This is a genomic window from Gammaproteobacteria bacterium, from assembly GCA_040183005.1.
Lineage (GTDB): Bacteria > Pseudomonadota > Gammaproteobacteria.
Genome location: JAMPIW010000007.1, coordinates 1532254 through 1553203, shown reverse-complemented (window position 1 = coordinate 1553203; position 20950 = coordinate 1532254). Strand labels below are relative to the sequence as shown.

Below are 20950 nucleotides of genomic sequence, written 5' to 3'. Positions count from 1 at the left end.
AATGCAAGAGGGAAAACTAAGCTGCCTTTCTTCGCGCGCCCTTCTTTTTTGCCACAGCTTTCTTTTTTGTGGCAATTTTCTTTTCTACAGCCACATGAGGTAAATAACGGCGCGCCCACTTCGCCTCGAATTTTTTGAAAGCCTCTTCCTTCGCAGAAATCATCCTCGCCAAAACCCGCTCGCGCGCCATCGAGGACCTAGCCTCCTTCTTTGCCGCCTTTGCCATAGCGACCATTTGGGAAGTAAGCTCTTTAATTCTCTTTTTAAGGGCCTTCTGTTTCTCTTTATGAGCCAGTTGTTGTCGCTGGACTCTTTCTTTTGCAACCGCCGCTCTGGTCTTCTCTGGCGGCCTTCCAACCGTAGCCTTTACTCCAGCTGATCTCGATTTTTCTTTAACGGAACCCTTTTTGTTGACTAAAGCCCTAGAGGGATTTTTGTCCCGTAGCGGCCTGCCTCTCCGTCGTTTTTCTGCCCCATCCTGTGAGATTTCTTTCTTGGCTCTTGGCATACATCATACTCCTTAACATCAACATTTAAGGTTAATTACGAAATCATTATAACGATACACAAATATAATTATACATAAAAAAACTTATAGTTATATATATTTCCGAAATTCATATTCAGGCTGTTTTATCCGAGAAAACACCATGCCAAAGAGAAAACCCACCTAAAAACACTAAAACCGACCATAAAAATCAAACTTGCCAGCGGTTTATTATTGGGCGCACAATTTAAAGCATAGCCTTTCATAAATCATTAAAGACATTGCTGAGAAAAGAGGAAATAATTATCTCGCACGGTTGGGAAGAAAATCATATGCAATCAACCATAAATCGTTGGGAACACTTTCCTCATCAGGCCGACATTGGCGTGCGCGGGATCGGTAGCTCAAAAGAAAACGCATTTGAACAAGCTGCGCTTGCATTGATCGCAGTGATAACTGACCCGCAACTTATATCCCCTGAAATCGCGGTAACAATTTCCTGCCAGGCACCGGACGGCGAGTTATTATTCGTTGACTGGCTTAACGCGCTGATCTACGAAATAGCAACACGTAAAATGCTCTTTAGCCGCTTTGAGGTCATCATCAAAAACTCACGCATGGATGCAACGGCATGGGGTGAGATAATACAGACCTCAAAGCACAAACCCGCCGTCGAGGTGAAAGGGGCAACGTATACCGAACTTCGTGTCCATCAGGAGGAGAGCGGTGTATGGATTGCGCAATGTGTCGTGGATGTATAGCGACATCCCTACAAAACAGTATCACTGGATGAAACGCAGAGGACACCATGGACACATCACTGTTTACCCGGCAATCCGAATACGAATGGCGCATCGAGCCCACCGGAAAGATGCGCGTACCCGCGATCATCTATGCGAGCGAAGCACTCCTGCGCGACATGGACCACAAAGTCTATGAGCAGATCACCAACATCACCACCCTTCCCGGCATTGAAAAAGAGGCCTACGCCATGCCCGACGCCCATTGGGGTTATGGCTTCCCCATTGGCGGCGTCGCCGCATTCGACGCAGACCGTGGCGGAGTGATCTCCGCTGGCGGCGTCGGGTTCGACATCTCCTGCGGCGTGCGTAATCTACTCACTGGCCTCACTGTAGCAGATATCATCCCGGTACAGAAAAAGCTGGCTGATGCCCTCTATGACAAAATCCCCGCCGGGATGGGCAGCACCGGACACTTGAGTCTCAACTCAATAGAAATGGATGCCATGCTCAGCGGAGGCGCCCGCTGGGCCGTTGAGCGCGGCTATGGCACAATCGAAGACCTGGAGCATACCGAGGAACGTGGCTGCATGGCTGGCGCACAACCTGAACAGGTCTCCGATCACGCCAAAAAACGCCAGCGCGACGAAATGGGCACACTCGGCTCCGGCAATCATTACTTGGAGATACAGCGTGTAGCGGAAATCTTTGATGTAAACACCGCCAATTCCTTTGGCTTACACACGGATAATATCGTAGTCAGTATTCACTGCGGATCGCGAGGGCTCGGCCATCAAATAGGCACCGAATTCTTAAGAACCATGGCCATCGCCGCTGCCGAATTCGGCATTGACCTTCCCGACCGGGAATTAGCCTGCGCCCCCATCCATTCACCCCTTGGGCAAGACTACCTGGGCGCAATGCGCGCCGCCATCAACTGCGCCTTGGCAAATCGCCAGATTATTACTCACCTGGTTCGGCAGGTATTCGCCGCGTTCTTTCCTCAAGCCGAATTAAAGCTGCTATATGATGTTTCACATAACACCTGTAAGGTTGAGGAACACATTATCAACGGCGCGCCGAAGCGCCTCTACATCCACCGCAAAGGCGCTACCCGCGCCTTTGGGCCAGGCCACCCTGACATTCCGCAAGCATTCCGCACCATAGGACAGCCGGTACTCATCGGCGGCACTATGGGAACCTCTTCCTATATCCTTGTCGGCACCAGTGAAGGCATGGCACGCTCCTTCGGCTCCGCCTGTCACGGCGCGGGCCGCAGCATGAGCCGCCACCAAGCTACCCGCCAGTGGTGGGGACACACGCTCGTCGATGAGCTGGCACACCAGGGCATTCTAATTCGCAGCCCCTCCCTACGCGGCATAGCAGAAGAAGCTCCCGGCGCATACAAGGATGTAAGTGCCGTAGTAGATGCCGCGGACCAGGGAAAACTTGCCCGCAAAGTGGCGAAGCTTGTTCCGCTTATTTGTATTAAAGGATAAAATGGAGGATGCACTTACCAGTTAGTGCGTTCGCGTTTGGTGCGGCGTTCATAGGGGGTAGGATGCGCCGCCAGAAGCGTGGTCTGATTTCACGCCACCGTAAAACGTAGCCAAGCAGGGTGGGCACGTAGTGCCCACGCCGTCATATCATTCACCAAATGTCCAACCCATATCTCACCCTCGACACCACCCCAATCAAGCGCATAGGCGCCTTGCGCAACATGGCTGTGAAACGTTGAATGCGGCCATTCCGCCACCTATTGGTATAACCCATGTTTGACCGGGTTGCGCTGTGCATGGATACACGAATGTCGCAGGCGCAGGAGCGGCCAATGGATGTAATCCATATGCCGTATAAAATCCGTCTCATCACGGATTTGGTGTTCCCACTAACGGCGTTGCCACAGTGTCGATCCCGATGTTTAAGTCACCACCGTGAAAAAAATAAGTAGCCCCCGCAGTATTGGCACGGCGATAGCGCGACATAACGATATTTTTTTTGCATCATGGGGTAAGGTTTATTTTACGCGCTCAGAAACAATCCCAAGCACGGCAGAATATTTTTCTCCTGCCTTTTTTAACGGCTCTTCGCGTGATCGTGTGGGTAAATTTCATGTTTTTTAGAGCCTCGGGAGCATAGACGTGAGTATTTTTAGTCGCAGATATTCTTCATCGCGCAGACCATATGCACGGCGTTGGATGACGCGTATCTTATTGTTGAGCCCCTCAACAAAGCCGAGTGAAACTTTATTCTCTGGCTTGCAATAGGCTGCGATCCCATCCCAATGGCGCTCAATCATCTCGGCAAATTTCTCGTAAGGTTTCAGGCGCTGCCACTTCAGGCTGGTTTTCCAATTCTCGAAGAAACGCCGCGCCCATGCTTCGCTCCTGTAATCCCACAACTGGCCAAACGACTCTTTCAGCAGGTACGCCGTGTTCAGCCGTTTGTTCGCTGCCAGCAAAGCCTTCAAAGAACGTCTGCCGTCCAGTGTCAGATTTTCGTGATTGGAAAGCAGTACGTATTTCTGCCCCTTAATGTAGCGCCTATCCTTGCCCTGAAGACGTGCATATTCCATCTTTCTGACTTTATCCAGAGCATCGCCGAGATGGCTCATGATGTGGAATTTGTCGAACAGGATGGCCGCCTGCGGGGCGCGTTCGTTGGTTACGTTACGAAAGGGCTTCCACATATCCATCACTGCAAGACAAATACCTTTGGATTTCTTCTCTCCCAGCCAGTCATAGAACTGTCGCATGCTGTCCTCCGAACGGTCGGCACCGCCAAACCAGATGGGACGACCACGGATCAAGTCGCTGACTACAATGCGATAGGTATGTCCTTTGCGAATCGATATTTCGTCGATGCCAATGGCCTTGGGTGCTGGCGTTCCGGCGCGTTCCAGTTGCGCGGTCATGTATTGCTTGTCCAGTTCCTTGACGGTGTGCCAGTCCAGAAGCAATTCGCGGGCAATGTCCGACACCGTGCTGGCGCGACACCGTCTGCCTACATACCAAGAAAATCGCTTTGTATAGAGTGGGTTGTCGGCGAGAAAGTCGAGTCGTTCGCGTTTCACTTTCCCGCAGTGCCGACAAAGCACCCGTCGAATTTCGATTTCCAGATAGATACGTGTGTCGCCACAGGAGAGGTCGCGAACTCGTCGAAGCCTCTTGTCGTACCAACCAGAGCGCGTTCTGCCGCAACTGTTGCAGGCCGTTTTTTTGAGCGCCGAACGAGCGTGATGATCCGTGCTTTGGAGTCGCCAAAGATGCCGCGTATCTTTTCCAGCGGGCGAAAACAGGGGAATCGATATGCGTCGAGAATGCGTTTGGGTTTGCGTGAAATAGCCATTGAAAAAACCTCCCATTTTCTGCAACAGGTGCAGGATGCATTTTGCCTGATGCCACAAGGCTTGCGGAGGTTTTCATGTTAAATTTCACCCACTCGATTTCACGAAGACCCATAATTATTTTACGCATAGTAAATTTTGTTGAAAAGAGAATCGATGTGCAAATGCAAATGCAAATGCAAATGCAAATGCAAATGCAAATGCAAATCGAAATTGACGGCAATACCTGACCAGGAGTATCAATAGAAAAACCGCATCGCCACGCTCCCACAAGGTGGCAACCTTTCCATGAACTAGGTAGTAGTTTCCCCGGGGAGGTGGTGGCGGGAGTCGTGGTATGTGCACGAAAATCCGAACCACTTCCACTTGGTTCGACAATAGGGAAGGGAGGAATGCCATGGATATCAAGGCGTGGGTTCTTAGTGTTGGTGCGAGTCAGGGGAGGGTGAGCGAAGCCATCGTCGATTGTCTGCGTCTTAACGGTGTGGACGTGCAGATCTTCACTCGGTATGGGACGCACGGACCTGGTGTAGTGCTATTCCGCCAGATCGACGGAGACATCTGCGATGTGGTCCGGGACGCGAGCCGCAATCGAAACGAGTATGTCTTGGCAGGCTGCCTCGAAGCCCTTTCCGCGGAAACAGCCAGGCAGCTGGTGCGGGCTGGCGCTTCTGACGTGCTGTGTTGTAACGAGCCCAACCAAGCGGCGCAAGAGATCAGAGTACGCTTGCAACGCTGGGAAGAAGTAAACCGGTTGATAAGCTCAACTGCGGTACGCCACATGTTGGTTGGGGAGAGCCAGGCATGGAAGCAGACTCTGCGGCAAGTGGCAGAAGTGGCGCACTATACCGATGCCCCAGTGCTGATACAGGGGGAAAGCGGCACTGGAAAAGAACTGGTAGCAAGGCTCGTCCATGCCCTTGATGCCCGTCCCGCCAAGAGGGATCTGATAATTTTGGACTGTAGCACTATCGTGCCGGAACTGTCAGGCAGCGAATTTTTCGGCCACGAACGTGGCGCCTTCACCGGTGCAGTATCCGCCCGTGACGGCGCCTTTGCCCTTGCGGACGGGGGGACTTTGTTTCTCGACGAGGTGGGTGAACTTCCGTCGCACCTACAAACGCAGTTGCTGCGTGTCATTCAGGAGCACGCCTTCAAGCGAGTTGGGGGCAACGCTTGGCAGCGCTCGTCATTCCGTTTGGTATGTGCCACCAACCGCGATCTGTGGGCGCATGTTCAGCGCGGAGAGTTTCGCGCCGATTTGTATTTTCGTCTCGCTGGTTTCGTTTGTACGCTGGTTCCTCTCCGCGAGCGGCGGGAGGATATTCTTCCACTCGTCCGCCGCTTTCTCGAGGAAAGTGCTCCTGATGAAGCGCCTCTGGATCTGGATGCCCCGGTACAAGAATATCTGCTAAAACGGGAATACCCAGGCAATGTTCGCGAGCTCAAACAAGTGGTTGGGCGCATGCTGTGCCGTCATGCCGGAGGAAGGCTGCTCACTGCTGGGTGTGTGCCACCGCACGACCTGCTGGCCTGCGGCGAGGACGGAGGTGAGTGGCGCGATCAGGGTTTTGAGTTCGCTGTCCGCCGCGCCTTGGGGTCACGGACCGCACGTTGCAGATGCGGAGAGCAGCGCGGCGAATAGAAGGTTAACGCCATCGAGAAAAATGACGCCCTGTAAAAGCAAGGTCACGCGGTTTGTACTTCAACATCCCACGTGCCGGTTTGTCCAGTCAAGCGCAAAAAGTTTTCAGCGAGGATCAGTCTCTCCTGTTCTGGCCTCAGTTGCAGCGCGCGAATCTTGGCCAACTCTACGGCGGGATGTAGCCACGGACCGTCCGAGCCAAATAGAATTTTTTGGGGCCCGCAACGCTCTACAGCCCGTGCCAGAAGATAAAAAAACGTACTCCCGAGCTATCCGCATAGATGTTCGGATGCGACTCAAGCTGGTCCAGGAACGCCGTCTGCGATCGCCAGTTCTCAGTGAAGCTGGCCAGGTGGGGGATGATGAATGGTACATCGGGGTAATACTCGGCGAGCCGGTCTACGATTGGCAGTTCGTTTTCCACGTCGTACAGGACTGGCAATGCGAACTCTCGCGCCGCCTCGCAAACCTCCCGGGTAATGCGCGCATCGTGCCGATGTACCTTAATGCCGACGAAACCATATTCCTCGACACCTGTCTGGATCATCGCGCGTATACGGCCCTTGTCTCGCTGTGCATGCAGGTAGATAAAGCCGAAGAAGCGCCCCGGCTTCTGATTGACGATCCCGGCCACTATCCGATTGGCGGTCGCGTAGTCTTCGTGAAAGTTGGCGAATAATACAGTGTGGGTAATGCCGGCGGACGCGGCACGGCGCAGGTATTTTTCCAAGAGAGGACGGCCGCTCCAGGGGTCGGTGAGACCGAAACCGGCCCCGGCATGACAGTGGGAGTCGATGATCATAGTCGTGTCCGGATGTTAGTGCCGCACCACGCCCCACCATTCCTGTTTGGTTTTACTCCGGATGCATTTTTCATGTTATTTTCCTCACCAAGCGTAAGGTGCGTTATACAGCACCATGCAGGACAGATGCCCTCGAGGCCGATTCGCCGGGCGGTTCAATCCTTCCCGAATCTTGTATTCAGTATTTCGACCCAATCATGGACTGTCGAATCTGGGCCCGTATCTCGCCGCTGCATCCTGCTTTATCTGGGCAATGTAACGTGGGAAAAGCACATTCAACCGACGCGTAGACTGTTCTTCCATGTGCGTGTAGGTATATATGTATCCTACGTCGGGCAAGGGAGCGGTGACATAGGGCGGCGGCGGTTTATCGCTGGGATGCCCGGCCACCCACGGCATGCTGGTGAAGTTGCGACGCCTAAGGTAACCTGGAAGAGTCACGGACCTGTAAAAATTGGTGCGAGAGAACCATACCCAGTGACCGTTGATTAGATTGAAAGCCCTGAGGGTCTCGGACGGAATCTGTCCGTCAAGATCGCGGATCAGCGTATTCAGTTCTGCCGTTGCAGCATGGTTGAAGTTACCTCCGGCTGCAATCGCTCGTTCAGCGAGCAAGGTGCCAAGGAAGTTGGAGCACAAGTCTTCCGGAGAGAAGGATGAGTTATGTCCACCAACGTCAACCCCGAATATACCCATGTCGTAGTATGTCGCGATCTCGTGACCAAGGCCCGCATCGTAGGCGATCACGCGCGCCAAGTCGATCGGTCGCAGTGGGCGCTTGTGCACGATGGCGATGCCCAATACTCCCGGAGAGATGCCCACGCGCGTGCGTTTTACGAGCACCGTGCGCGGCATCACACCTTGTGCTAGTTGATCGAAAATATACTTTGTTGTGTCGCAGCTATCACGGATGTGGGCAAGATCAAGAAACCCTGCTCTACCTGAATAAATAATACCGTTAACCTCATTCCAGCTGCCATGCTGACCGAGGTTAAGAGGATCAGCGATGTTGTCATTCTGAGTAAGCGAATTGACCTGCTGCGGTGCAAGCAGGCAACAAAATCGCTGCGGTATCGGTTGCAAACCAGTGTCATCTGGGGTCCCCGGCCGTACAGTCATAGGCGGCAAACATATTTGTACGTGCCGATTCTGCGCGGGATTATTTGATATTTTCTCAACCTCGCCGCTCGACTCAACGGTTATAGCAAGTTGCCCGCCGCTGCCTGGCTGCATTCGTTCCACTGTGCGACGCAATTCGAGGGCAACCCGCTCTGCACGCCTTTTTCCGAGGCGGAAGTTGTAATCGCGATCGCCAATGGGATCCGTGTAACCGATGATTCTAACTGAAGAGATCTGGCTATTAATAACTCTTCTCGAGATTGTATCCAACTTTGGACGATGTTCGGGTTTGAGTTGATCTCGATCAAAGTCAAAATTATCCAATACTTCGCATGCTTCGCCTTGAGGGACACTCGCGCTGGTAATCGCGCTCATTGAAGCCCCACTCAGGGCAGATTTGAGCGCCGCCTCGGTATTCGGCCCGACTATCCCATCCACTGCCAAGCCCTGCTGCTGTTGGAAGCTTCGGACCGCGCTGCGGGTGGCCGGCCCCTCGATGCCGTCGACCGCCAAGCGGAGGCCCATCACCCGATTCAGGGACGACTGCAGCCAGCGGATATAGTCGGGACTGCTGCGGTTGGCCTCACCCTCCCATGTCGATTCCGGGAACCAGGGGAACGGCTCCGGACTGAATGCAAACTCCCATGTCATGATAAGAAACCGCCTACTTCCTTTCTTACCGCCATATCCGTACAAGGTTTGTTTGACCAAGCGGGTGCGGCACGGCTATTCGTTTCGAAGACAAACTGCACGATGCAATAAATACCCCCAAACTTTTCAGCGTCCGACCGATGTTCCGTAACATAACTGCCAAAGTAAATATGGAATGGCTCGTGCATGAGGATTGCAAGCAAGGAGTCGGTTTCCCCGGCCTTCATGAAGTCCCAGAAAGCGTTTCCCAAGCAAATAACCCGGTTATTTCCATAACTCGAACAGGCCCAGGCACTCGAGCTGTTCGAACAGTCCGGGCAATTGGTCGAGTTGATCGTGCAGAAGAACTTGAACTTGCCACTCGCCAGCAGATCGGCCACCCGTTTACAGCGGGTTGCTACTACATCACCCCGGTCCTTTATCGCAGCCGTGGGTTTCAGCCAGGTCGGCACAAACACCGGCTTTACTCTGAATATCTTATGGAAAAGGTCTTTTGTCTTGGATGAACGGCTTCCGCGCTTGAGGTCGGTTGCCGCTTTGCGAAGCATGGCAATCGCTGAGCCAATTTGGGCATTGATAATGCTGAGTGCCTCGGCCCGGGTTTTCCCGGCCCTCTTCAAGGCGGCTGCGCACTCCGCAGCAGGTCCGGAAAAATCCTTCACATACTGGGGCGGTGCTTTCTTGGTCAGGGTGCCTTGCTTGAACGTGGCACGCGACCTTGCCGGCAGTCTGCTCACCGGGAACTCCTCCTTGTTCGCCCGCCAGCCATTCCCCCTCGGCGGGCTCTGCGCCTTCCCCGCACAGGCGTCGCAACGCCTTTTCCGTAGCTGGACTGGCTATGCCGCTGACCGGTAATCCTTCCTGTTTTTGCAGGCGGCGAATGGCGCTGCGCGATGCCACGTCCAGCATGCCATTAACGGGTAGACTAAGACCGAATATCCGGTTCAGACAGTCCTGTACCCAGCGGTTGTATTCGGGGCCGGGCTCCTCGCTTGGTCCCGGGCCGGGTTCGGGCTCATAGGGATAGGCGACGGGGTAGGGCTCGCGGAGATAGACCCGCCCCAGGCCGCGCGGGACGGGCCTCGGCCGTGGGCGCGGAGCCGCTGGTTGCGCACTGCCGACGCGGGGTGGGGGGCGACGGGAAAAACTTCGCTGGCGCCAGATTTCTCCCGTCAATCCGGACTCCAAGGCCTCATGCAGTTCTCTATCGCCGCGGCAGCCGCAAGCGCAGGTGGCGGGGGATTCGAAATCGAATTCAGCGAGTGCGTTCATCAGGAAACTCCTATCGGAATTGGCGCATGGCCGATGGATGAAAGCCGCGACTAAGGCTCGCGGCGAGCCGTTCCACAGCGCGGTCGATGTCCTCTGCGCGGTGGCTGGCGGTAATCAGGAAACCGATGGCACCTTTGCTGTGACCATGGAGTAGCACCGAGCGGACACCACGATCTAGCAGGCGGCGATACAGTTCGGAAGCAGAGGCGCCTTCGACCGCTGCCAGGGTTTGCAGCGGAAACAATTTGCCATGTGCAGAGAACCCCCGTTGGCGCAGGCGCGAACGGAATTGGTTTATCCGCTGCGCCAGCGTTCGGCGCAGTGCATCGCCGTGGCTTGCGTTGATCTCTAACGCCTGCTCGGCGGCATGGATTACCGCTGCCGAAGGGGGGCTGCAGTGGGTGGGTGTGGCGCTGTGTTTGTCAAAGCGCTCCAGCCAAAGGGCGCTGCCGGCGAGTACCGCCACGGGCACACCGAAGCTCTTGGCCAGGGAACTTCCCAGCAAGACGTCTGCACCAGAGATACCGAAACGGCGCAGCGATCCACCGCCACCATACCCGTAGGGGGCCTCCCAACTGGGCGTATGGCCCTGGATACCCAGTGTCTGGGTGTCGTCCAATACGAGGAGGCCGTCGTAATCCCGCGCGATCTCCAAATAATCGGGCAGAGGGGCGAGATTGCCGCAGCTGGGGCAGAATCCGTCCGCCACCACCACTGGACGCAGTCCCCGCGCGGCATCGCGCCGCACCGAGGCGGATAGGGATTCTGGATCATGATGGCGGAACTGGCGCACTGGGACTCCTCGTGCTGCCGCCCGCTCCACGCCCCAGCGGGAGATAGCATAAGCACCTTTGTCCATATGGATGGCGATGCGCTCTTGCGCCAGCAGCCCGAACAAGTCCCAGAACAGGTGCAGCGTGGAGGGCAGTAGCACGGCGCTTTCACAACCGATCAGTGCCGCCAGCTTCGCCGCCACTCCCCCAGCGCCGGAGGGCGCACCGAGCACCGCCGGACGGCCGGTGCTCAGACTCCCCCAGGGTCGCAGCGAGCGACTCGGATGCCGCAGTCCCAGGTACAGAGCCGAGGTGAAGTCGAGCATCGTCGCCGACTCCTCAGCGGGAGCGCTGCTGCATGGACAGGCGCTTGCGCAGGTGCACCGAGGGCATGGTGTAGTCCACCGTGTCCGGATTCGTCAGATCCACACCAGTGACGGCCCGGTAGGCGTGAAGATAGCCCTGGATCTCCGGCCGGAAGTAGCGCGCCCAGTTCTTCGCCTCGTCTTCATCATTGATGTCATTCCAATTGTGCCAGCGGATCGACAGCAGGATCTGCTCGCCGTACACGCCGAGATCGTGGAAGTGGGTGACGGTGATGTCGGACCATCCCTGCTGGGTCTTCATGGTGTCCACCTGGGGCATCCAGGCTTCTTTGTAGGGCACCATCGCCCGGCTCTGCAGGAAATCACGCATCTCGGGGCGGGCCATGAGCCATTGCTGGACCAGCATCTCGACACGCGCCATCCAGGGCAGATCGCCGAATTGATTGTGAGCGCCTTGGGCCAAGAGCAGATGCACTTCCTTGAGCGCATTGAGTAGAGGGTAGCCGTCGGCGATGATGGTAGTGTCGTTATCCTCCTTGAAGAATATCGCGCACAAGTGCAGAAGGTTATGGAAACCTTCCAGGAACTTGGAGCGGTTGTCCGACGCTTGCAGATCAGACACCGCCTTGCCGTATAGATTTAGCCCGTATTGGTGTTTGTACTCCAGGGCACGGCGCCGGACTGACAACCGATCTCGCTCATCTTCGACATAACCCCACATCAGGTTGTTGAGGGGGCGCAGCGGATCGATTTCCAGGTGCGCCAGAGGATCGCGTTCGCCCGGCGCCCTCAGATTCTGGAAGCGTCGGCTGACGGCGTTGATGCTCTGCACCAGCATGCCTTCCTCGTGCCAGTAGTTCCAGATCAGCTCCAGCAGGCAGGGGCCATCCACCCGTGAAGTGAGCACGCCGTCGCAGTGCACGTTACCGACGCTCTGGCCGGGAAAAGCCGCCTTGATGACACGGTCGATGTAAGGTAGACGCCCTTGGCCCAGGTAATCCGTCAATTTGACCTTGATGTCGGCGAGCGACATGACTTGACCCAGCCGTCTCGCTTCTTCGGTGGGGTTGAACAACGCAGGGTCGGTGGGTCCTTCGTGTGCCCCCCGGCGGTTGATCGCCACTCCGCATTCCAGCAGCAGGAATACCTCCGTGGCAGTCTTGAGCAAGTCAAAGGCGCCCGTGCCATAGACATGATCACCCAGTTCCTCGATCTGCCGCGTCAATCGGGTACTCGGGGGTTGCTCCCGATCGCGATGGCATAGCACGCGGTCAATAAAGTCCTTATAGCCGCTACCGCTGAAGGAGATGGCCTTGGTGCGGTTGCGGATGGCTACCCACAGGGCTTGGGAGTCGGTGGGGCTGGTTTGCGAACGGCGCAGGGCTACCCCGATGTTGCCGCCGATGGTCTGGACGGGGGCATCGTCGACGAGTACCTCGTCCTCGGTGGACATCTCGGGGCCGCCCTCTTCTCCGCCGGTATCAGGGACAGTAGGCTGGGTGGATGGATGCCCCACAACGGTCATTTCAATAAGGAAGCGGCCCGATTCCTTAGGGGTGAGCACCATTTCACGATTCTGGTCGTCCAGGGATGCGAGTGTTCCCTGCTTTGAAGAATCCCAGAGGATCCCGGCGATGCGATCTGCCGCGACCTGGCCGGTCTCGGCGGTGAGGTACATGGCCCTGCCAATCACCCCTCTTGAACATTTCTCGAGGGTGCAATCATCTCGTGCGATTTTCGGCGTGAACTGGGCTACGATGGCGTCTCTGAAACACACGTCTTGTATACAGCCGGAATCAACCGTCACCGTAACCGGCGTCAGCGTGTTGAAGGATTCGCAGTGGACCTCGTAACCTCCGGGCGCTACGTTGTCGAAGGTGCAGCAACCGTCAATTCCAAGTCAGGGCCCAGTGTTTCGGTGAGCCATGGGCCTCACCAGTTTCTCCCGAGCATGCATAGACGCTCACTAGCGCTCTGCGGATCGGCCGTTTCGCGGCTCCTCCGCCGGTAACGCAGACGTTGATCTTGCCCGGTCGAGTGTTTTTTACAGTTCCCATATCATCCTCCTTAGTGGACGCTCAAAATAGGTTGCAACGGTAATCGGGTTGCCTGGCGCTGAGCGCAGGCGGCGGAAACATCTAACGTGCTGCGTAAGGCCCAGTGGGTAAGAAGCTTGCCGAGCAATTCGCTCTCATCCTCCGGATTCAGCTGCCCGTCGGCCCGCGCCTGGCCTAGCACGGCGAACACCAGTGACGGCGGTGCCCGGTACATCTGGGCGGGGAGCCGGCGCCAGGCTCGAAACAGACTCTGAAGGCGCATCGGCTGGCGTTCGGCCACGTCCAGCACTTCCACCAAAGACCGCCCGTGCAGCGCCTTGGGACGGTGGTTGATCAGCAGGGAAACGAATCCCGGTATGTGCTCCTGCAATAGAGCCAAGATCTCCTGCCGGCGCGCGTCCAGGCCAGCCAGGGGATAGTAGGCGTCCCACAGCGCCGCCAGCCGGTCCCACTGGGGATGGGGATAGAACGCGCGACCCAGCGCACAGCTCAGCTTGACCCGGACCCAGGGTGTGGGGTGGGGATCGTCGAGATTGAGCTGGAACACGAAGGGCCGGGGGAGTCCGACCACCCCCATAAGTCCCATAGTGGAAGCGACTCCAACCCGTGCCACCGACCAGAGATCGGCGACGACCTCTGATATCCAGCGTTCCCATAGTTGCCAGGCCAAAGCCGCACGCCCCGCGCCGGCTTGTAACCCACGCAACACCGGCCGCAGCGAGTTCACCAGATCGAGCAGAGCTGCCGCTTGATGCCCCACCTCATGGATTAGCGAGGAGGCGATACCGCTGCCGATCATGCGCTCGCGTGGCACGCGGATGATTGCTACCGGGTTTTCGCCGCCGCCCGGCAGCCGTGTGCGGGCGCGCCGGATGGCCGCGCCGATGCCACGATCCAGATAGCAGATCACGGGAGGTGCCTGGTAATAGCCGCCGGGGAGCGCCAGCGCATCGGCGGACACCACGTCCAGTCCGGACAGCCATACGCCGGTCTCATTCTCGCTGCGCTGGGTGATCACATCGTTGAACAGGTCGAACTGGTTGAGCACCGCGTTGAATCGCAGCCTAAGAAACACGAAGCGACGATGCGCGGCTTCGGTGTCTGCTTGCCACACTTCGCGTCCCTGCAACCAGCGCAGAAAATCCTGTATTTGGATGGCCAGCTCGTATCGCCCATGCACCAGGAAGCGCTCGATTGCGGTTTGTGCCTCGGGCAGCAGATTGGCAGCCGGTAGCATCTGTTCTTGCAGGGCGAAGGGCTTGACCCGCCCCAACCGCGTCAGCAAGGCACGCGCCTCCTGCGCCAGCATCCATGAGACATAAGGTGCGACGGCCATGGCAGCTTATACTCCGTACAGGATGATGCGGTTGCCACGGCGTACCCATCGGCCTGTCCGGCCCCGCCCAATGCCCTGCGCCACGCCTCCTGCTTGAGCAGGTGTAGCGGTGCCGCGCAACAGGCCCGGCGCATGGCGCTGCGCGGCTTGGGTAGCCGCGGATTGAGCTACCGCTCTGGGATCGCCAGGGGGTGCGGTGGCGGCATTTTTCACGGCGTCTGCCGCGAAGCGCACGTACTGCTTGGCCACTTCGTAGGTCTCGTCTTCGTGGCTCAGGCCTTCGGTTTCCAAGCCGAAAACCCGTCCTGCGCCGGAGGCCAGTTGGCCACCGATTTGCGCCCCCGAGGAACCTCCGAGGTAGCCTCCCAGAGCGCTGCCCGCCATCGGCAAGGCCTGTCGGGCAGCGCCTTTGAGGATGCCGCCCAAGGCTTGGCCGACCGGTGATTTCACCACCTGGCCGAGGGCGCTCCCAGCCCGGCGGATCAAGCTGCCTAGAAAGTGGTTCAGCTCCGCTTCGTTGGTGACTTCCAATAGCTCGGTAGCGAGTTCCATCAGCTCGCTTTCGTGGAAGACTTCCCCACTCTCACCGGACCATTCTGATTCTGTGAACTCGAACTGTTCGGATTCGTAGTTTTCCGCTTCCGGGTTGTATTCCATAAAGGTGCGGTTGATGTCATGCATGGCGGCTCTCCTGGGTAGTCAAGCATTGAGAATGACGATGTGGCGTCCGCGCCGTACCCATCGACCTGATGCTCCGCGACTTGCGGGTCCGGATTGAGCAGAGCTGAGCAAGCCTGGTGCAAGGGACTGTGCAGCCCGCACCGCTGCGCTTTGCGCCGCCGCTTTGGGATCAGGACTGGTGGGGGCGGTGACGGCGTTCTTTACGGTTTCACCCGCAAAGCGCACGAACTGCTTTCCGCCTTCATATTCCCGGTCCTCGTAGCTTAGGGCTTCGGCCTCCAGACCCAGAGCGCCGCCCGCCGCCTGAGCAAGCCCGCTGCCGATCTGGGCGCCCAGCGGTCCACCCACAACGCCGCCCAAGGCAGCCCCGGCAATGGGCAGAGCCTTTTTGGCGGCAGCCTTGAGTGCCCCGCCGATGGCCTGGCCTACCGGCGAACGGACCACCTTGCCGATGGCACCGGCCGCCCGCTTGACCAATTTGCCGAGGAAATAGTTCAGCTCCTGCTCGCTGGTGATTTCCATGAGCTCAGCCGTCAGTTCCATCAGTTCCGCTTCGTTGAACACCTCGCCGCTCTCGCCGGCCCATTCGGACTGGCCGAACTCGAATTGTTCTGCTTCAAAACTTTCCGCTTCCGGGTTGAATTCAAATGTGCTTTCTGTTTGGTACATGGTGCTTTCCTCCATCAGGTTTTGTGTGGCGGCCATGATTAATCTTTATCAAGGAGCGTGCCGGAATGAGAGGACTCTGCTGACCGCACTGCGGGTATCTGTAATTGATTGAATAGCTGGGTAATTTGCAGTCAGAGACAGAAATGGCAGCTGATGCGAGGGAATAAACTTTAGCGAAAAGAATTTCGGGCGGCCGCAGAATTGGCGGGAAACGGCGAAAGGAGCTTCGTGGAGTGTCTCTGATCTCCACGTCTATTAGCCTTAAAACCGCTTTTTGTCCACGAAAAACACGAAAGGCACGAAAAATGGAGGAGATCTTGGCGCAAGAATGCGCTTGGATTTACCAGTCAACTTCGCTTGCTATCCGAAAGAGCGGCGCGAACGGACAGTGCTGTGAAGCTTTTTCGTGCCTTTCGTGTTTTTTCGTGGACGGTGCGTAACATCACAAGGCAATCATAATTGATCCTCTGGAGGAATCGTTGCATAGTAAAGCATGGCTGAAAATACTCCTTGCTCGTTGGATCTCCTGCGCATCGCAATCCGTACTGCTTATTCCGCAGACGAAACCCTCTGTGTCGAACCCTTGCTGCATGAAGCACTGCTTCCCAGCGAGGTGCAACTTCGCGTGCATGCGCGGGCAGCGCAACTGGTTGGCGCAGTGCGGGCAAAATCTGCTCATGGGCTCGATGCCTTTTTGAGCGAATACGATCTTTCCTCAGAGGAAGGCGTGCTATTGATGTGTCTGGCGGAGGCACTGCTGCGCATTCCTGATGCAGGCACAGCGGATCGGCTGATCCACGACAAGCTTTCCCAGGGGCATTGGGATGCACATATTGGTCAAAGCCATTCGTTGCTGGTAAACGCCTCCACATGGGGGCTGATGTTGACAGGTCAAATCGTCAAGCTCGAACCTGCGACTGACGATGGAATCATGGTATCGCTGAAACGTCTGGTGACGAAGAGTGGCACGCCGCTGGTGCGTCTGGCGTTGAAGCGGGCGATGTACGTCATGGCACAGCAATTCGTTATGGCGTCGACGATAGAGGAGGCCCAGCGGCGCAGCCAGTCGGCGGAAAATCAGCGTTACCGTTATTCTTTCGATATGCTGGGCGAGGCGGCGCTGTGTGCGGATGATGCCGAGCGCTATTTCGTTGCGTATGCGCACGCCATCGCAAGCCTTGCCGATTCTGCACTAAATGCAGATATTTTCAGTGCTCCCAGTATTTCTGTAAAACTCTCTGCCCTGCATCCGCGTTATGAATTCTCACAGCGTCAGCGTGTGTTGCGTGAGCTTGTGCCCAAGGTGCTGGCGCTGGTGCAACAGGCTCAAGCGGCGAATATAGCGTTGACGCTCGATGCCGAAGAGGCGGACAGGCTGGAGTTGTCCCTGGATATTTTCGCTGAGGTGTTTCGTCATCCAGTGTTGAGAGATTGGCAGGGGTTTGGCCTTGCCGTGCAGAGCTATCAGAAACGTGCGCCTTATGTGTTGGATTGGTTGGCAAGCCTGGCGCGCTGCGAGAAGCGCCGCATCCCGTTGCGCTTGGTAAAGGGCGCCTACTGGGATACGGAGGTCAAGCGCGCACAGATGCAAGGATTGGTGAGCTATCCGGTATTTACCCGCAAGGCCGCCACAGATGTCTCTTATCTTGCTTGTGTCAAGCGCTTACTCTCTGCGCGTGATGCCTTTTATCCGCAATTCGCCACGCACAATGCGCACACTGTGGTGTATATCCTCGAACTGGCAGGGCAGGATCGCGATTTTGAATTCCAGCGTCTGCATGGCATGGGTGAAGCCTTGTACGGCGAGTTGGTGGGGGCTGACAAATTAAATGTGGCATGCCGGGTGTATGCGCCAGTGGGTAATGAAACGGATCTGCTTCCCTACCTGGTGCGGCGGCTGCTGGAGAATGGCGCAAATACCTCTTTCGTTAACCGCATTGCGGATGAGCGGGCGCCGATCGAGCAGGTGATTGCAGACCCGGTGATTGAGTTAAACAGTTTAAAAATCAAACCGCATCCGCGTCTGCCATTGCCGGCTGATTTGTATGGTACGGAACGACGCAACGCGCATGGTATCAATCTCGCTGATCCACTGGAAATCGAAGGGCTGTCACAGGCGTTGTGCGAGCCGCTGGCGCGTCACTGGTCTGCCGCACCAATGGTTGGCGGTGAGATGCTCCCAGGCATAGCCCACTGCGTGGTTGATCCGCACGATAATCGCAGGCAAGTGGGTTCTGTGGTGCTGGCTGATACTGAAATGGTGGAGCAGGCGCTGCAGCGTGCTTCGAATGCTGCTCATGGCTGGGACAGTACGCCCGCGGAAAAGCGTGCGGAATGTCTGTTGCGGGCGGCTGACTTGTTTGAACAGCGCCAGGCGGAATTTATCGCCTTGTGCGTGCGCGAAGGCGGCAAGACGATTTCGGATGCGCTCGCGGAAGTGCGCGAGGCAGTGGACTATTGCCGTTACTACGCCTGCCTTGCGCGGCGCGACTTTGCCGCGCCGATAGTGCTGCCTGGACCGGCGGGCGAACGCAATCAACTCAGCCTGCATGGGCGCGGTGTGTTTGCCTGTATCAGTCCGTGGAATTTTCCGCTGGCGATCTTTACCGGTCAGATCACCGCGGCGCTTGCCGCGGGCAACGTTGTGATTGCCAAACCCGCCAGCCAAACCCCGTTGATTGCCGCACACACCGTGCGCCTGTTGCATGAGGCGGGCGTGCCAGTCGATGTGCTGCACCTGTTGCCCGGCAAGGGCGATGTAGTAGGTAGCAAACTCATCGCCGATCCGCGTATTGCCGGAGTGGCCTTCACCGGCTCTAGCGAAACCGCGCGCAGCATCAATCAAGAGCTTGCCGCTCGCCCAGGCGCCATCGTGCCGTTCATTGCCGAAACCGGCGGGCAGAATACAATGATTGTGGACAGCTCCGCGCTGGTCGAGCAGGTAGTGAATGATGTCATTCGCTCTTCCTTTAATAGCGCGGGGCAACGCTGCTCCGCATTGCGCGTATTATTTTTGCAAAACGAGATTGCCTCGCGTGTGCTTTCTGTGTTGCAAGGCGCAATGGATGAGTTACGCATCGGCGACCCTGCATTGCTTGAGACGGATATTGGGCCGGTGATAGATGTGTCTGCCAGGGAAGCACTGGAAAAACATGCGCAACGCACGGCAAGTGAAGGCAAACTTATCCATCAACTAAACTTGCCCCCTGACACGGAGTACGGCACCTTCTTCGCCCCGCGTGTATTTGAAATAGACCGCTTGGAGAGATTGGAGCGCGAAGTATTCGGGCCCTGCCTGCATATCATTCGCTATTCATCGGACAAGCTTGATCAGTTAATCGACGCAATCAACCTCACTAGTTATGGCCTTACCCTGGGTATCCACAGTCGCATCGAGGAAACCATACATCGGATTCAAAGCCGCGCGCGCATCGGCAATATCTATGTCAACCGCAACATGATTGGTGCCGTCGTCGGCGTGCAACCCTTCGGCGGCGAAGGCCTCTCCGGCACTGGGCCCAAGGCGGGTGGCCCGCACACCTTGCTGCGCTTTGCCACCGAGCGGGTGGTGAGCACCAATACAGCGGCGGTTGGGGGGAATGCTGCTTTGCTGTCTTTATAGGAAATTTCGGATTGAAACGCGCGTATTTTTTAACAGGAAATGAAATTATTTTCGACAATAACCATGTATTTTATGTGCAAATAAAGGCTTGTTTCATAAGATATATATAATATCCTATTAATCGTGCTCTCAAATATTTCTCTTGGAATACCCAAGTTTTTTGCTATAGACTGATTCGTGCAGCGGAGCTTTTGTAGTCCGGTAGTGCGGTTTGGTAGGTTCCGATGCATTTTGCAACTGGGTTAGTCACTGTTATGGTGTTTATCTGGGAGGGATGTGTCATGCAGCCAAGCAAACAAAAGGAGGTGAAGGATCTTTATCCCATGAAGGATATTGCTCCCACCGTCGCAGGTATTCTGGTAGTCCTTGTTGTCGCGGTGACCTTCGCAAGGTTTGTCACGTCATACGCGAGCTTGTAGATCAGGAACGGCCCCGGCTTTTCTATAAGCCGGGGCCGTTCGTTTTATTGTCCCCGCTGTTATTCAAATTTGCGTTAAAAACGACAATAATTTTGTAGGGTGCGTTCCACGCACCATTATCATCGGTGCGTGGAACGCACCCTACGATATCTCACTTTTTATTGTGAAATGAAATTAGTTAATCCCCGCAGTCCATACCACAGCCGCCCACCGAGTTCATGCAGCGCGTAGTTGGATGTTTTCAGCGCGTCGGCGGAAGGCAGCCAGGCGAATACGCCCCGTTCAATCGGCCAAGGGGTGGAAAAGCCAGTGGGGGCGGGAATAATGTTAATCCCCGCTTGCTGGAAGGCCTGCACGGCACGTGGCATGTGCCAGGCGTGGGTGACGAGGTAGACACGCTGGATGTGTGCCTGCGCAAGGATGGGGCGGCTGAAGTCGGCGTTTTCAGCGGTTGTGATGCTGCGCTCTTCAATCCAACGCACCGGAACGCGGAAGTCGTTGACCATCACATCTTTCATGATATGTGCTTCGGAGGATGCCTCGCCATGCAGGGCGCCGCCGGTAACCAGCACTGGCAGTGCGGTATGGCGGTGCAGATGCGCACCGTAGCGCAGGCGTTCCAGGGCGAGTTTGGACGCCGTATCGCCGCCGTATTCCGGCGCGTCGTAGTTGCGTCCTGCGCCGAGCACAACGATGGCCTGCGCTTTTGGATGACGCAGATCTTCGGCGGTGAGGGCAGGATAGATTTGCAGCGAGCGCATCAGCGAGTGTGAAGTGAAGGGTGCGCTGAAAATATATAAGGTCACTATCGACAACGCCAACAAGGTGACGGCCGCGCGTTTGTGCTTGCGCAGCAGGATAAGCCCCATCACGCCCAGTAACAGATTAATGGCCGGCGGAAGCACCAGTGATTCGACGGCGCGCGTAAGCAGAATACTCATACTTTAACCTAAAAACGGCAGTTGACCGCTACTCTGGATGGCTAGCAATATGCTTTTAATAAGT

General features: G+C 56.4%; 16 protein-coding genes and 1 pseudogene. 5 read left to right on the top strand and 12 right to left on the bottom strand.

The annotated features are described in order from the left end of the window. Positions 1-16: 16 nt before the first annotated feature. On the bottom strand, positions 17-508 hold the full coding sequence (locus M3A44_13245) for a hypothetical protein (protein ID MEQ6342572.1): 492 nt from the start codon (positions 506-508) through the stop codon (positions 17-19). A 311-nt stretch (positions 509-819) separates the two neighbouring features. Between M3A44_13245 and M3A44_13240 the strand changes: the two genes are divergently transcribed. After that, positions 820-1248, top strand: a complete 429-nt coding sequence (locus M3A44_13240) for an archease (protein ID MEQ6342571.1) — start codon at positions 820-822, stop codon at positions 1246-1248. 47 nt (positions 1249-1295) lie between these two features. After that, complete coding sequence (locus tag M3A44_13235) at positions 1296-2726, top strand: RtcB family protein (protein MEQ6342570.1); 1431 nt, start codon at positions 1296-1298, stop codon at positions 2724-2726. Between the two features lie 89 nt (positions 2727-2815). On the opposite strand, the pseudogene M3A44_13230 reads toward M3A44_13235, so the two are convergent. Both M3A44_13230 and M3A44_13225 read right to left on the bottom strand, forming a co-directional pair. Further along, a pseudogene (locus tag M3A44_13230) lies at positions 2816-3133 on the bottom strand (hypothetical protein). Positions 3134-3346: 213 nt separating this feature from the next. Continuing rightward, positions 3347-4633 carry an ISL3 family transposase gene (locus M3A44_13225; protein MEQ6342569.1) on the bottom strand — a complete coding sequence of 429 codons (1287 nt, stop codon included), beginning with the start codon at positions 4631-4633 and terminating at the stop codon, positions 3347-3349. Positions 4634-4970: 337 nt separating this feature from the next. Here M3A44_13225 and M3A44_13220 point away from each other — a divergent pair, with 337 nt between their 5' ends. After that, positions 4971-6218 carry a sigma 54-interacting transcriptional regulator gene (locus M3A44_13220; GenBank protein ID MEQ6342568.1) on the top strand — a complete coding sequence of 416 codons (1248 nt, stop codon included), beginning with the start codon at positions 4971-4973 and terminating at the stop codon, positions 6216-6218. A gap of 229 nt (positions 6219-6447) precedes the next feature. Here the strand turns inward: M3A44_13220 and M3A44_13215 are convergent, their stop codons facing one another. The 8 genes from M3A44_13215 to M3A44_13180 form a co-directional block, all read right to left on the bottom strand. Beyond that, entirely contained in the window at positions 6448-7020 is a 573-nt protein-coding gene (locus M3A44_13215) for an amidohydrolase family protein (GenBank protein ID MEQ6342567.1), read from the bottom strand. Positions 7021-7215: 195 nt separating this feature from the next. After that, positions 7216-8790, bottom strand: coding sequence for a DUF4056 domain-containing protein (locus tag M3A44_13210; protein MEQ6342566.1), 1575 nt, complete (start codon positions 8788-8790; stop codon positions 7216-7218). Beyond that, complete coding sequence (locus M3A44_13205) at positions 8787-9527, bottom strand: M35 family metallopeptidase (protein MEQ6342565.1); 741 nt, start codon at positions 9525-9527, stop codon at positions 8787-8789. The genes M3A44_13210 and M3A44_13205 overlap by 4 nt, the downstream gene beginning before the upstream one ends. 545 nt (positions 9528-10072) lie before the next feature. Continuing rightward, positions 10073-11161: an aminotransferase class I/II-fold pyridoxal phosphate-dependent enzyme gene (locus M3A44_13200; protein ID MEQ6342564.1), complete on the bottom strand. Its 1089-nt coding sequence runs from the start codon at positions 11159-11161 to the stop codon at positions 10073-10075. Positions 11162-11174: 13 nt separating this feature from the next. Continuing rightward, positions 11175-12854 carry a hypothetical protein gene (locus M3A44_13195; protein ID MEQ6342563.1) on the bottom strand — a complete coding sequence of 560 codons (1680 nt, stop codon included), beginning with the start codon at positions 12852-12854 and terminating at the stop codon, positions 11175-11177. Between the two features lie 374 nt (positions 12855-13228). Continuing rightward, positions 13229-14554 (bottom strand): hypothetical protein, encoded by a 1326-nt coding sequence (locus M3A44_13190; protein MEQ6342562.1) that lies wholly within the window; start codon positions 14552-14554, stop codon positions 13229-13231. Between the two features lie 6 nt (positions 14555-14560). After that, on the bottom strand, positions 14561-15235 hold the full coding sequence (locus M3A44_13185; GenBank protein ID MEQ6342561.1) for a hypothetical protein: 675 nt from the start codon (positions 15233-15235) through the stop codon (positions 14561-14563). 18 nt (positions 15236-15253) lie between these two features. Then, positions 15254-15940, bottom strand: coding sequence for a hypothetical protein (locus M3A44_13180; protein MEQ6342560.1), 687 nt, complete (start codon positions 15938-15940; stop codon positions 15254-15256). A 457-nt stretch (positions 15941-16397) separates the two neighbouring features. On the opposite strand from M3A44_13180, the gene putA reads away from it, so the two are divergent. Next, positions 16398-19526, top strand: coding sequence for a bifunctional proline dehydrogenase/L-glutamate gamma-semialdehyde dehydrogenase PutA (putA, locus tag M3A44_13175; protein ID MEQ6342559.1), 3129 nt, complete (start codon positions 16398-16400; stop codon positions 19524-19526). Positions 19527-19807: 281 nt separating this feature from the next. Next, the gene (locus M3A44_13170; protein ID MEQ6342558.1) at positions 19808-19945 is read left to right on the top strand and encodes a hypothetical protein; all 138 of its coding nucleotides are present in this window, start codon (positions 19808-19810) and stop codon (positions 19943-19945) included. A gap of 158 nt (positions 19946-20103) precedes the next feature. On the opposite strand, the gene M3A44_13165 is transcribed toward M3A44_13170, so the two are convergent. Beyond that, on the bottom strand, positions 20104-20886 hold the full coding sequence (locus M3A44_13165; protein ID MEQ6342557.1) for a YdcF family protein: 783 nt from the start codon (positions 20884-20886) through the stop codon (positions 20104-20106). Positions 20887-20950: the final 64 nt, after the last annotated feature.